11 protein-coding genes are annotated in these 14228 nt (G+C 47.8%); all 11 read left to right on the top strand.

What is annotated here, in order from left to right; all coding sequences use genetic code 11:
* Positions 1 to 115: 115 nt before the first annotated feature.
* Positions 116 to 625 (top strand): NADH-quinone oxidoreductase subunit NuoE, encoded by a 510-nt coding sequence (gene nuoE, locus JFC06_RS11395; RefSeq protein WP_198335142.1) that lies wholly within the window; start codon positions 116 to 118, stop codon positions 623 to 625.
* Positions 622 to 2046, top strand: coding sequence for an NADH-quinone oxidoreductase subunit NuoF (gene nuoF / locus JFC06_RS11390; RefSeq protein WP_198335140.1), 1425 nt, complete (start codon positions 622 to 624; stop codon positions 2044 to 2046). The genes nuoE and nuoF overlap by 4 nt, the downstream gene beginning before the upstream one ends.
* 10 nt (positions 2047 to 2056) lie before the next feature.
* A complete protein-coding gene (nuoG, locus tag JFC06_RS11385) occupies positions 2057 to 5152 on the top strand; it encodes an NADH-quinone oxidoreductase subunit NuoG (RefSeq protein ID WP_198335139.1) in 3096 nt (1031 codons plus the stop codon).
* Positions 5153 to 5204: 52 nt separating this feature from the next.
* Positions 5205 to 6197, top strand: a complete 993-nt coding sequence (gene nuoH / locus JFC06_RS11380) for an NADH-quinone oxidoreductase subunit NuoH (RefSeq protein ID WP_193005637.1) — start codon at positions 5205 to 5207, stop codon at positions 6195 to 6197.
* A gap of 55 nt (positions 6198 to 6252) precedes the next feature.
* The gene (gene nuoI, locus JFC06_RS11375; protein WP_193005623.1) at positions 6253 to 6801 is read left to right on the top strand and encodes an NADH-quinone oxidoreductase subunit NuoI; all 549 of its coding nucleotides are present in this window, start codon (positions 6253 to 6255) and stop codon (positions 6799 to 6801) included.
* On the top strand, positions 6798 to 7517 hold the full coding sequence (gene nuoJ, locus JFC06_RS11370) for an NADH-quinone oxidoreductase subunit J (protein ID WP_198335138.1): 720 nt from the start codon (positions 6798 to 6800) through the stop codon (positions 7515 to 7517). The genes nuoI and nuoJ overlap by 4 nt, the downstream gene beginning before the upstream one ends.
* 98 nt (positions 7518 to 7615) lie before the next feature.
* The gene (gene nuoK / locus JFC06_RS11365) at positions 7616 to 7924 is read left to right on the top strand and encodes an NADH-quinone oxidoreductase subunit NuoK (protein WP_040641932.1); all 309 of its coding nucleotides are present in this window, start codon (positions 7616 to 7618) and stop codon (positions 7922 to 7924) included.
* Between the two features lie 4 nt (positions 7925 to 7928).
* Positions 7929 to 9803 carry an NADH-quinone oxidoreductase subunit L gene (gene nuoL, locus JFC06_RS11360; protein WP_198335137.1) on the top strand — a complete coding sequence of 625 codons (1875 nt, stop codon included), beginning with the start codon at positions 7929 to 7931 and terminating at the stop codon, positions 9801 to 9803.
* 1 nt (position 9804) lies between these two features.
* A complete protein-coding gene (gene nuoM / locus JFC06_RS11355) occupies positions 9805 to 11430 on the top strand; it encodes an NADH-quinone oxidoreductase subunit M (RefSeq protein WP_198335135.1) in 1626 nt (541 codons plus the stop codon).
* 3 nt (positions 11431 to 11433) lie between these two features.
* Positions 11434 to 12912, top strand: a complete 1479-nt coding sequence (locus tag JFC06_RS11350) for an NADH-quinone oxidoreductase subunit N (protein WP_198335134.1) — start codon at positions 11434 to 11436, stop codon at positions 12910 to 12912.
* 194 nt (positions 12913 to 13106) lie between these two features.
* Positions 13107 to 13946 (top strand): ferredoxin--NADP reductase, encoded by an 840-nt coding sequence (locus JFC06_RS11345; RefSeq protein ID WP_198335133.1) that lies wholly within the window; start codon positions 13107 to 13109, stop codon positions 13944 to 13946.
* Positions 13947 to 14228: the final 282 nt, after the last annotated feature.

The raw sequence follows: 14228 nt of genomic DNA, 5'->3' as shown, positions 1-14228 counted from the left end.
ATATTATTGCCAAATGGCACACCAAAATGCTCTCACACGTCAATATGGTCACGGTTGCAGTATGACTGACGTTGCCTTGTGATAGAGCAGGATGAGTGAGGAAAGATAAAAGATTATGAAAATTGTTTCCGACAAAATGCCAAAAGTAGATGTGGCAAGCATCCTCACCGCTGAGGAAATCACTGCCATTCATGAGTTTATGCATCATTACCCACAGGCACGTGCAGCCTCGCTCGATGCCCTAAAAATCGTGCAAAAGCGCAACGGTTGGGTTGATGATGCGCAAGTCAATGCCATCGCCAACATCTTAGACATTCCGATGTCAGATATGGATGGCGTCGCCACTTTCTTTAATCGCATTTATCGTCAGCCTGTCGGGCGCCATGTCATTCTTATTTGTGATTCGGTGGCTTGCTACTTAACGGGTTATGAAGCGCTCTCCGCTGAGATCAGATCGCAGCTCGGTATTGATTATGGCCAGACAACCGCAGATGGCCGCTTTACGCTATTGCCGATTTGCTGCTTAGGAAACTGTGATAAGGGGCCAGCAGTGTTGATTGATGAAGACACTTATGGCCCTGTCCAGCCATCTGAGGTTGCGCAATTATTGGAGCTATACGCATGAGTTTAACGATTTCAGAGCAAATTGCTCGTCGCGGCCAAGGCCAAGCGCCAAGCCAATTGAATGCACAGCGTGTTCCGATTTATGGTGATAAAGCGACAGCCACTAGTGAAACCAAGCCTTTGACTTGGCGTTTGGCGCATCATGATGCCGTGCTTGATCTGGCAACCTACGAGTCTTTAAAAGGCTTTACTGGCTTAAAGCAAGCGTTAAGTAAGTCACCTAAAGATGTGGGCAATATGATTAAAGCTGCCAATGTCAGAGGTCGCGGTGGCGCAGGTTTTAACGCTGGATTGAAGTGGTCATTTATGTCGCCGCCGGACGGTTTGCCGCGCTATCTCATTTGTAACGCGGATGAGATGGAGCCAGGTACGTTTAAAGACCGTTTGCTCATGGAGCGTCTGCCGTTTCAGCTGATCGAAGGGATGCTGATCACCGCTCACGCTATCGGAGCGACGGATGGCTATATCTTTATCCGCGGTGAATACATTCTAGCCGCTGAGCGTTTGGTTACTGCCATCGAAGAGTGTTTGGCCAATAATCTAATGGGCGATAACATTTTAGGCTCAGATTTTAGTTTTAATTTGCATGTGCACACGGGCGCTGGACGTTATATTTGCGGTGAAGAGACGGCACTTATTAACTGCTTAGAAGGTCGCCGTGCCAACCCACGTACCAAACCGCCGTTTCCACAAATCTCTGGCGCATGGGGCCGTCCAACAGTTGTCAATAACGTTGAGACCTTAAGTAATATGCCAGCGATTTTAAATCATGGCGTAGACTGGTATCAGTCGCTATCTAAGATTAAAGGTAAAAGTGACACCCCTGGTACTAAGCTGTTTGGCTGTTCAGGACGGGTGAACGACCCAGGCCTATGGGAGCTGCCTTTTGGTTACACCGCTCGTGAGATTATTGAAGACTTGGCGGGCGGTATGAAAGACGGCAAAAAACTAAAAGCGTGGTTGCCAGGCGGCGCATCGACCGACTTTTTGACCGCAGAGCATTTAGATGTGGTGGTAGACTTTGACCCCATTCAAAAAGCCGGTAGCCGTATGGGTACAGGGCTGATCATGGTGGTCGATGAATCACAAGACATGGTGCCACTGCTGCGTAATCTTGAGATTTTCTTTCAGCGCGAATCATGCGGTTGGTGTACACCATGCCGTGATGGGCTGCCGTGGGGCGTTAAACTGCTCACCGCTATCAATGATGGCGAGGGACAAGTGGGCGATGTCGAAAAACTAGAGGGCCTCACGCGTGACTTATGGATTGGCAAGACATTCTGTGCGCATGCGCCGGGTGCGATGGAGCCACTCATGAGTGCGATTAAATATTTCCGTCCTGAGTTTGATCAAAAAATCGCGCAGGCGGTTGGTGTAGACGTCATTGATGCTGCAGCCAATCAACAGCCAGTAGTGAAATAAGGAGAGCGGCATGGCAGTCATACATATTGATGGAACCACTGTCGAAGTAGATAGCAGCGACAACTTACTACAAGCCTGCTTATCACTCGGCATTGATGTGCCGTATTTTTGTTATCATCCCGCCCTAGGCTCAGTAGGCTCGTGCCGTCAGTGCGCGGTCAAGCAATTCCAAAACGCCGAGGATATGGAAGCGGGTCGCGGTCGCCTTGTCATGTCTTGCATGGTCGCACCTGAGAATGACACGTACATCTCAGTCACTGACGATGAAGCCAAAGCGTTTCGTAAGTCGATGGTTGAGCTACTCATGACCAACCATCCGCATGATTGTCCAACTTGTGAAGAGGGCGGTCATTGTCATTTGCAAGACATGACTTATATGTCAGGCCATAGTCGTCGTCGCTATCGCTTTACCAAGCGTACCCATCACAACCAAGAGCTTGGCCCCTTTATCGCCCACGAGATGAATCGTTGTATCGCGTGCTATCGCTGTGTTCGCTTTTATAAAGACTATGCGGGCGGCGAAGATTTGGGTGTTTATGGCTCAAACAATCGTGTTTATTTTGGCCGTGATCAAGACGGACAGTTTGAAAGCGAGTTCTCAGGCAACTTAACCGAAGTTTGCCCAACGGGTGTGTTCACTGATAAGACGCATTCTGAGCGCTACAACCGTAAATGGGACATGCAGTATGCGCCTAGCATCTGTCACGGCTGCTCGGCGGGTTGTAACACTTCACCGGGCGAGCGTTATGGTGAATTACGCCGCATCGAAAACCGCTACAACGGTGACGTAAACCGTTACTTCTTGTGTGACCGTGGTCGTTTTGGTTACGGCTATGTCAATCGTGCCGATCGCCCAACCCAAGCGCTTGAGCGTATCAATGATAAGCATGTCAAAATCAATATTGACTACGCACTCGATGAAACCATCAAACGTATCAAGGACAAAAAAGTCATTGGTATTGGCTCGCCACGTGCCAGCCTTGAGACTAACTTTGCGCTAAAAAACCTCGTCGGCTTTAATAACTTCTCGACAGGCCTGAACCATCAGCAGCAATCTCTGGTCAATAAATGTATCGAAGTGCTTAGTACTGAGGGTATCTATAACCCAAGCATGACAGATATTGAAAGTCATGATGCAGTGCTGGTATTGGGCGAAGACATTACCCAAACGTCATCGCGTGTCGCATTATCAGTACGTCAAGCCGCAAAAAACGAAGGGCTAAAAATGGCCGCCGCGTTGAAGACACAGTCTTGGCTTGCAGAACCGGTCAAACGTATCGCGCAAGATGCACTAAGCCCAGTTTATGTCATCGATGTGACGCAAACCAAGCTAGAAGACATCAGTAAAGTGAGCGTGGTCGCGACGCCTGAAGATATCACCAAACTTGGCTTTAAAGTGGCTGATGAGATTGCAAGCTTCGCTGATGATTTAGCAGACATAACAGATCCACAAACAGCTGAACAAAACACTGATGCCAGTCCTGATAATGACGGCATGCAAGCATTGGCGCAGCAAATCGCTTATGATTTGATCCAAGCGGATAAACCATTGGTCATATCCGGTAGCAGCTTATCTTCTACGGCATTGATAGAAGCAGCGGCACAAATTACTCAGGTCTTAACGCAAAAACGCGCGGCAATCAAAGCGACTGAGCAGCAACAAGTTGAAGCGCATAATGCTATGGTTCGTGATAAGCAGCTCCGTGCAGTAGAAAAACAGGCACAAACTGAGCAACCTGAAGAAGACAAAGAGCTATCAGCAAAACCCGCCAAGCCTGCAACGGGCACCAATAAAGAAGCGCAAGATGATGTTGAGCGTGAGCCTGCTGAAACTGCTGAGCTAAGAGAAGTTAACAAGAGTTACCACGCTCAAGCGGGTATTTATTTGACCGTTCCTGATGCCAACAGCATGGGCGTTTGCTTGCTTGGCGGTCAGTCAGTTGAAGAGCTGCTAGCGACCGATTTTGATGTGGTGGTGGTCGCTGAAAACCAACTGACAGACGCGATTGATGCCAGTAAATTAACGCAGCTATTGACTGATAAAACCGTCATAGCCTTAGATCATCAGCTGCTCGATTGGCACAAAGACGTCGATATTGTCTTGCCAGCCGCAAGCTTTGCAGAAGCGGATGGCACCTTGATATCGGCTGAAGGACGGGCGCAGCGCTTTTTCCAAGTGTATGACAACAACTACTACCATCCAATGAGCAGCATCAAAGAAGGCTGGCGCTGGCTACATGCGGTCCATAGCAGCGTTGAAGGCCGTGATGTCGATTGGACGCAGCTTGATGATGTGATCAATGCCTTGATTGCAACGCATCCTAAACTTGCGGGTATCAAAGGCGCGGCACCAGATGCCGATTACCGTATTACAGGTCTTAAAATTGCCCGTCAGCCGCGCCGCTATTCAGGTCGTACCGCCATGCGTGCGCCAATATCAGTCCATGAGCCGATGCAGCCAAAAGATTTGGACACAGGTTTAACCTTCTCTATGGAAGGCTATAGCGGCAAACAAACACCAAGTTCGATGATTCCTTTTGCCAATGTGGCAGGATGGAACTCACCGCAAGCATGGAACAAGTATCAAGATAAAGTCGGTGGCCACCTAAAAAATGGCGATCCTGGAGTGCGCTTATTCGATCAGCTAGCGCGCCTAGCCACTCGTCAGTACGTCGCGCCTGATGCCACGTCTGCGAACACGACGGATATGCAGCAAGGACAGGCCAAATTGGTGCCTATCCATAATATCTATGCCAGCTCTATGATGGCATCTCGTAGCCCAATCGTCGCTGAGCAACTGCCTGTTGCCGCATGGCGTATTGGTGTGGATGATGCTAAAGACTGGAATATTGCGGCCGGTGATTACTTGGCGATTGAAATCGATAAGCAACAAATCACCTTGCCAGTACAGCTGGTGGGTTACTTAGCAGAAGGTTGTATCGGTTATCCAGTTGGACAGGTGAGTATCATTCATCCGTCAATGCCAGCGTCGGTACGCAAAGTTGAGGCACCAGTGACGATGATGGGTAGCATGGCTAACGATATGATGAACAATAATAACGCTGCGCAAATGAATACAGCGCCGACCACCACACAGGAGGTGTAATATGCAAGTTACCCGTATTATCCCTGATGTGCCAAGCTTTTTGGCCGGTAGTATGAGCTTTGACGCTTGGTCTATTCTGTTTTTGGTGGGCCAATCGTTGGTCATCTTTTTAGTGGTAGTGCTGGTTGCTGCTATGATGATCGTCTATGAGCGCCGCATGTTAGCCTTGTGGCAAGACCGTTATGGCCCCAACCGTGTCGGCCCTTTTGGTTCACTGCAGCTGATTGCTGACATGTTAAAAATCTTCTTTAAAGAAGATTGGACACCAAAATTTACCGATAAGTTTATGTTTACCTTGGCCCCAGCGGTCGCGATGTTTACCGCCTTGGCCTCCTTTGCCATTATTCCTATCTCGCCCATGCTGGGCGTGGCAGATTGGGACATTGGTATCTTGTTCTTCTTTGCCATGGCCGGTATCGCTGTTTACGCGGTGATGTTTGGGGGCTGGGCGTCTGCCAATAAGTTCTCGTTACTGGGTGGTTTGCGCTCTGCGGCACAGACCATCAGTTATGAAGTCTTTTTGGGTTTATCATTGATGGGCGTGGTCGCGTTAACAGGCTCCTTTAACTTGCGCGCTATTGTAGAGTCGCAAATTGATGGCTGGTATATCATTCCGCAGTTTTTCGGCTTTTTGACCTTTGTGGTGGCTGGTGTGGCCGTGACTCACAGGCATCCATTTGACCAACCAGAAGCAGAGCAGGAGCTCGCGGAAGGGTATCATGTCGAATACTCTGGTATGAAATTCGGTATGTTCTTTATTGGCGAGTATGTCAACGTTGTACTGATTTCTGCCCTCATGACGTGCTTGTTCTTTGGCGGTTGGCTGCCACCTTTTAATTTAGATATTCCATTTATTCCACCAGCTTTTTGGTTCATGATTAAGACGTTGTTCTTTATGACCATGTTTGTTTTGGCTCGAGGCTCACTCATGCGTCCGCGCTATGATCAGGTGATGAACTTTGGCTGGAAAGTTTGTCTGCCAGTAACCTTGATTAATTTATTGGTGACTGCTGCGGTCATTTTGATCTTTTCCCCAACGTTGTAATCATCACTAGCCATCACTGATGAACTAGGGTAAAGCTGATAAGGATAATAATCCCATGTTTACTACCATAAAAAAGACCGTCATTGGTATATTTACCATTGTCCGCAGCATGTGGATGGTCAATAGTCATGCGCTCAGACCGCGTGACACCATTCTTTATCCTGAAGAGCCGGTGCCCGTACCGCCGCGTTTTCGTGGACGTATTGTCCTAACGCGCGACCCTGATGGGGACGAGCGCTGTGTGGCTTGTAACTTGTGTGCGGTGGCCTGTCCGGTTGGCTGTATCTCGTTACAAAAAGCTGAGCGTGAAGACGGACGCTGGTATCCAGAGTTTTTCCGGATCAACTTTTCGCGCTGTATTTTTTGCGGATTGTGTGAAGAGGCGTGTCCAACCACAGCCATACAAATGACGCCTGACTTTGAGCTGGGTGAATATAAGCGCCAAGATTTGGTTTATGAAAAAGAGCATTTGCTTATTTCAGGACCAGGCAAATATCCCGATTATAACTATTATCGTGTGACGGGTATGGCGGTAGCGGAAAAACCAAAAGGGGCGGCTCAAAATGAAGCTGCACCGATTGATCTGAGGAGCTTGCTGCCATGATGAATATTTTGAACCATCCTGAATTGGCAGGGTTTTATTCGCTTGCGGCGGTGGCAATCTTTGCCAGTCTACGCGTGGTGACCCAATCCAATCCAGTGCATGCGATTTTATCGATGATTGTGTCGTTACTGGCGATCGCTGGCATATTTTTTGTGTTGGGTGCGCCATTTGCAGGGGCACTTGAGATCGTTGTTTATGCTGGCGCTATTATGGTGCTGTTTGTCTTTGTCATCATGATGCTCAATTTAGGGATGACCAATGATGAGCGTGAAGAGCGCTGGCTTGATGCGGGTACTTGGGCGATACCGACAGGATTGACCTTGATTATTGCCGTCGTGCTTTACGCAATGATTGGTCTTAATCATGACGAAGCCGCTATGATTGGCGGTACGACGGTTTCGGCCAAAGTCGTTGGGACGGTGCTGTTTACTAAGTACGTGATGCTCATCGAAGTGGCGGCGTTGTTGTTATTGGCAGCCTTGGTTGCGGCGTATCATTTGGGCAAAGAGTCGAGCGATGATGAGATCGTCGGTAATGACCCTCAAGGCTTTCAGACCCATACGGGTAATACCAAGCCATATGGTAACGATAGCACCCATACAAAGAGTGAGGCAGTAACAATGGCTGAACCTTACGAATATAAAGATGTTGACCCGCATGACTATGTAAGTATGAATGTGGGTGTGAATAAAGTCACGCGCAAGGAGTCCGACTGATGGTACTAGCAGCGAGCGTGGCACAAGATGTGTCAAACGTGCCGTTTGCCCATGAGGTGACAGGCTTAGTACAGCCTGTGGCTGAGGTACACAATGTATTGGGTATGATCCCTATGAGTCATGGATTAATTTTGGCAGGGATCTTGTTTGCCATTGGTCTGTGCGGGGTCATGGTACGACGTAATTTCCTATTTATGCTAATGAGTCTTGAGATCATGATGAACGCGGCAGCACTGGCCTTTGTGGTGGCAGGAAGTCGCTGGGTTGATCCAGATGGACAGATTATGTTTATCTTTATTTTGACGTTGGCAGCAGCAGAAGCGGCCATTGGTTTGGCCATATTATTGCGGTTTTATCATAAGCGTGGGCATCTTGATGTCGATAGCGCCAATGAGATGAAAGGATGATGTCATGAGTTTATTACCATTAACCTTTATATTCCCGCTCATTGGCTTTTTGATTTTAGCCTTTATGCGCGACAAATTAACGGAACAGGTGGCAGCGGCTGTTGGTGTCGGTAGCATGCTGTTATCAGCTCTATGTACGTTGGTGGTTAGCTATAGCTTTTTGACCACCAATCCAGCCGGCACGGTAGTAGAGATTCCACTGTGGACGTGGTTCCAAGTGGGTGACTTTGCGCCCCATTTCGGCTTGAGCTTTGATGGCTTGGCGTTGACCATGACTGGGGTCATTACGGGGATTGGCTTTTTAATCCACCTGTTTGCCGCGTGGTATATGAAAGGGGACACTGGCTTTGCCCGTTTCTTCAGCTATATGAACTTGTTCGTTGCCAGCATGCTATTGCTGGTATTAGCAGATAACTTGTTCTTGCTTTATCTTGGTTGGGAAGGCGTGGGTATCTGCTCTTACCTTTTGATTGGTTACTATTATCATGACAGAGCCAATGGCCTTGCCGCGATGAAAGCCTTTACGGTCACGCGTGTGGGTGATGTGTTCTTAGCCTTTGGTTTGTTTTTATTGTTCCGCGAGTTCGGTACGCTGAATATTCAAGAGATTATTACGCGCGCGCCGGAAGTATTCGATATTAATAATCCAACGATGATGCTTACTACCATGATGCTCGTTGGCGGTGCGATGGGTAAATCAGCGCAGTTGCCACTGCATACATGGCTGGCTGATGCGATGGCAGGCCCGACACCAGTCTCGGCGCTGATTCACGCCGCGACAATGGTCACCGCTGGGGTTTATTTAATTGCCCGTCTGCATCCCTTGTTTGAATTGACCCCAGGTATCTTGTTGTACTGGGTCGGCGGCGTAGGGGCGTTGACACTGGTGGTTGCTGGTTTTTGTGCGCTTGCGCAAACAGACATCAAACGTATTCTTGCGTATTCGACCATGAGCCAGATCGGCTATATGTTCTTAGCGCTTGGCGTTGGCGCATGGCAAGGGGCGATCTTTCACTTAATGACGCATGCTTTCTTTAAAGCCTTGTTATTCTTATCATCAGGTGCGGTCATTCTTGCGGTACATCATGAGCAAGATATCTTTAAGATGGGCGGACTGCGTAAGAAAATACCATTGGTATTTTGGTGCTACATCGTGGGTGGCGGTGCACTGGCTGCGATACCTTGGGTCACTGTTGGTTTTTACTCGAAAGAAGCGATTCTTTGGGAGACTTATGCCACCGGTCATATGGTCCTGTTTTATATGGGGGTATTCGGTGCGTTCTTAACCGCGATTTATACCTTCCGTATGATTTGGATTATTTTCTTTGGCGAAGAAAAAACCCATGCGCACAAATTATCAGGGGTGTCGTATTGGCTGCCTCTTACTGTACTGCTTGTGTTATCTACCGCGGTTGGCGCATGGATCACACCGCCCTTACAAGGGGTGTTGCCGGAGAGTGTTGGGCATTTATTAGAAGTGGCGGGTCAAGCGCATGGCAAACATACAGCAGAGTATATTGCGATGGGTGCGATGGCGGCAGGTTTGATACTGGCGGCACTACTATATGTGGTCAATAAGGGCCGACTGCTGACGAGCTTTAAGCGCTCGCGCATTGGTGGGGCGCTATATCACTGGTGCTATCATGGCCTCGGCTTCGATGCGCTATACGATGTGATTTTTGTAAAACCCTTTTTGTTCATCGGCCGCTTATTTAAAGCCGACCCTATCGATAAAACGTGGTATGTGTTACCTAAGCTGGCTTCAGCAGGTAATAAGGTATTGTCTGCGACGCAAACAGGGTCACTTCGAGGCTATGCTGCAAGCTTTGGCTTGGGTATGGCGGTATTGCTAGTGCTGGTAATGATGACGGTGGTATAAGATGATTGAGTTACAACAAACGTGGATGCTACCAGCATTGATTGCGATCCCTTTTATTGCAGGGTTGCTATGCTGGTTGGTAGAGCGGTTCAATAAACGTCTGCCGCGCTGGATTGCCTTGATTGGTATGACGTTGACCTTTGCCTTGTCATTGGTACTCTGGCAATACGGTGATTTTAGCGGTATGAGTAAACAGGTGATTGCACCGAACTCTGCAGTGCCTTGGGTGGCTGAATTTAGTGTGCCGTGGATACCGAGCTTTGGTATCAGCTTTCATTTGGCATTAGATGGTTTGTCGCTATTAATGGTAGCGTTGACTGGCCTGCTCGGTATTGCTGCGGTGGCTTGTTCGTGGAATGAGATTCAGCGCCGTGTTGGCTTTTTTCACCTGAATTTGCTGTGGAGCCTGGGCGGCGTCATCGGTGTTTTCTTAGCCATTGACCTGTTTTTATTCTTCTTCTTTTGGGAGATGATGCTGGTTCCTATCTACTTCTTGATCGCGATTTGGGGTCATGATGTCGTTGGCAAAACCAAAGAATATGCCGCAACCAAGTTCTTTATTTATACCCAAGCCTCTGGGTTAATCATGCTTATCGGTATATTGGTATTGGTCATTATCAGCTACGCACAAACGGGCGTGGTGAGCTTTAACTATAATGATTTGCTCGGTACGTCACTTGGCGGCTGGGAATATCCAATCATGCTGTGCTTTTTTATTGGCTTTGCGGTCAAATTACCGATTATTCCTTTTCATGGTTGGTTGCCAGATGCGCACGCGCAAGCCCCAACCGCAGGTTCGGTGGATTTGGCTGGTGTGCTCATTAAGACGGCGGCCTATGGTTTGATTCGTTTTGTTTTGCCCTTGTTTCCAGTGGCGTCACAAGAGTTTGCACCGATTGCGATCACCTTAGGTACGATCGGTATATTCTACGGGGCGTGGCTCGCCTTTATGCAAACGGACATGAAGCGTCTGCTGGCGTACACCAGTATCTCGCACATGGGCTTTGTGGTCTTGGCGATTTATGCCGGCACACTGCTTAGCTTACAAGGTCTGATGATTCAGATGCTCGCGCATGGCTTAAGCTCGGCGGCACTATTTATCATGGCAGGTCAGTTGTATGAGCGTCTGCACACACGCGATTTGACCTTGATGGGCGGCATGTGGGGACAGTTCCGCTACTATGCGCCGATATTGATGTTCTTCTGCGCCGCCTTACTTGGGATACCGGGCACAGGGAACTTCATTGGCGAGTTTATGATTTTGTTTGGCTCATTTACGCAGTATCCAGTGTTTGTCGTCTTGGCTACCTTTAGTTTGGTGCTGGCAGGGTTATACTCGCTTATTCTGATTCATCGCGCGCTATTTGGTAAAAACAATATCGAAGCGTTGGCCGTACAAGAAACCAAATCTCATGGATTACCGGTACGTAAACTAAAAGATTTGGGCAAGCGTGAGCTGTCGTTGTTATTGATGCTGGCTGCTGGTTTGGTATGGCTCGGACTGTACCCACAGCCGTTCCTTGATACCTCAAGTCATGCGATGCAGTGGATTAATAATGCATATATATACAGTCAAGTGACACAGGTAGATGCGTCGCAACTGCTTGATGCAATGGAGGCACGTTAAGTCATGTATAATATTACGATGAATGATTTGATGGGATTGTTGCCTTATGCACCGATTATAGCCGTCGTTATCACAGTGTTGGTGGTCATGATTGCCATCGCCGTTAAACGCTCACATATGGTCACTGGCACGGTGACGGTCGTCGGTTTAAATATCGGTCTGTTTATCTTAATTGGACAAATGGCTGGTATCATCGAGAGCGGAACGGTCTTACCAAGTGCTGAGCAGTTATTTGTTATTGACAACTTTGCTCAGTTTAACATGGTGGTTATTTTTGTCTGCGCCTTGGCCTGCTGTACGTTATCTTATGCGTATTTGGCAAATCTCAAAGACAACAAAGATGAGCTGTATCTGCTCATGTTGCTATCGACGATTGGCGCGCTGCTCATGGTAAGCGCTCAGCACATGGCATCGTTCTTTATGAGTTTAGAGATGCTTTCAGTGCCACTATATGGCTTGCTATCCTATACTTATATGCGTAACCGTTCGCTTGAGTCAGGTCTGAAATACTTAGTATTGTCTGCGACCGCATCGGCAACGTTGCTGATGGGCATGGCCTTTATTTATGCAGAAGTCGGGGCGCTCGGGTTCAAGCCTATTAGTATGATGCTTAGCAATCTTTTTGAGTCGCCACTCTTGATACTTGGCGCGGCGATGATGATGTTTGGTATTGCCTTTAAATTGTCGGCTGCGCCCTTTCACATGTGGACGCCTGATGTTTATGAAGGGGCACCTGCACCGATCGCCACATTTTTAGCCTCGGTTTCCAAGGTTGCGATGATGGCGCTGGCCGTTCGCTTCTTAATTGATACGGCTTTATTGGCGTTGCCATCGGTACAGATGCTGCTTATGGTGATGGCGACCTTATCGATTTTGGTGGGTAATTTATTAGCCATACGTCAAACCAGTCTCAAACGTCTACTCGGTTACTCTTCGATTGCCCATATGGGTTACGTGCTGATCGTTATCGTGAGCATCGGGACGGCTGCGGATAGTATATCGAGTATGTATATGGCAGTTTATGCCTTTACCTCTATCGGTGCCTTTGGCGTGGTGACGTTGATGTCCAGTCCTTATCGCTTATCTGGAGAAGCGGATGAGCTGACTCATTATCAAGGACTGTTTTGGCGTCGTCCGGTGCTGACCGCTGTCATGACTATTATGATGTTGTCATTGGCAGGTATTCCGCTAACGGCAGGCTTTATCACCAAGCTATTTGCAATATTGGCCGCTGTACAAGGCACCAATTGGTTCTTAGCGGCGATGATTATCTTGGGTAGTGCCATCGGCTTGTTCTATTACTTGCGTGTCATGCTCACGCTATTCAAACGTCCTAAGCAATTTATTGAGTTTGATGTGGCTGGACAATGGGGTATCCGTACCGGCGGGATCATGGTGATTGCGGTCACAGCGATTATTGTCTTCTTCGGTATCTTGCCAAACAGTATGATTGAGTTGGCAAGTCTGGCTCGTATTTGGTAGGGCTGTCCTATTTGATGATGTTGCTGTCAAAGACAAGGTATAAGTGGCTGTATGCTGATGCCGCTACTTAGCCATTGTTACGGTTAGAAAACCAAGATGCGCCAGCTTTGTGATAAGCTTGGCGCATCTTTTTATTTGTAACGTTTAAAAAATTTAGACAATAACGATTAATAATGTGTGAGTGAATGACTACTATGAGTGATAATATTCAAAAGGTAACAGTGCTCAGTAAAACCACCTGGACGCCAAATCTGTTTAGCTTTACGGTCAGCCGTCCAGATAGCTTTAAATTTACGGCAGGGCAATTTGTCCGTTTGGGTGTCAATCCTAGTCAGCTACAGTATTATAAGCAGCGGCAAGACGTCTCGGAAGCCACTGATGGGATGTTTGAGGCAGCCTTGAATGAAGACATCTTTCGAGCTTATTCGATTGTATCGTCACCCTTTGATGAGGTGTTAGAGTTTTTCTCTATTGTTATTCCTGATGGTGCCTTTACCTCGCAATTACAACACCTGCAAGTAGGGGATGAGCTGCTGCTTAATACTCTGCCGTTTGGGTTTTTGACGCTAGCACGTTATCAAAAACCACTGCCAAAAGACTTGTGGTTGCTGGCGACAGGGACGGGCTTAGCGCCATTTTTATCTATGTTACAAGACTTGAAAACATGGGAAGATTACGAGCATATCGTACTCGCTTATAGCGCACGCTCGACAGCAGAGTTGGCGTATATCGAGAAGATTGAGCGCTTGCAAGAAGACTTTGGCTCGCTGGCTGACAATCCAGCAAAGCTGATTTTTATTCCAATCGTGACCCGTGAGCCTGTGAAAGGAGCGTTGTCAGAACGTCTACCAAAGCTATTATTGGATGGCACTCTGCAAGAGCGGGTAGGTATTGCTTTAGACGTTGATAGCACCCACGTCATGCTATGCGGTAATCCAGATATGGTGGAAGACACCAAAGAGGCGTTAAAGACGCTCGGCTTGGTCATGAATCGTCGCGGTGAAGGAAATATTGCGGTAGAAAACTATTGGTAACCGCATGGTGAATATAAGCTTACTAGGGCGTGTCCTCAATTCAATCGATAGTCATCTAAACGGACTAAAAATGGCTAAATCTTGCCAAACAGCGGCAAATAGTTGGTTAATATCTCGATATTATCTGCACTATTTTTCTTGTTTGACTGCAATTTATCTCATTTTTATCACCATTTTTAAAATGAGGACACGCCCTAGCATAAAAAAGCGCTGACGCTTAGAGACTCTGAACTGACCCCCAAATGTTGGACGGTTTAAGTTTATATCAAGGACTGAGTTCTG

Origin of the sequence: Psychrobacter namhaensis (assembly GCF_016107545.1) — a bacterium.
In the GTDB taxonomy this organism is placed as follows: domain Bacteria; phylum Pseudomonadota; class Gammaproteobacteria; order Pseudomonadales; family Moraxellaceae; genus Psychrobacter; species Psychrobacter namhaensis.
This window is presented reverse-complemented; position numbering and strand designations above follow the sequence as displayed.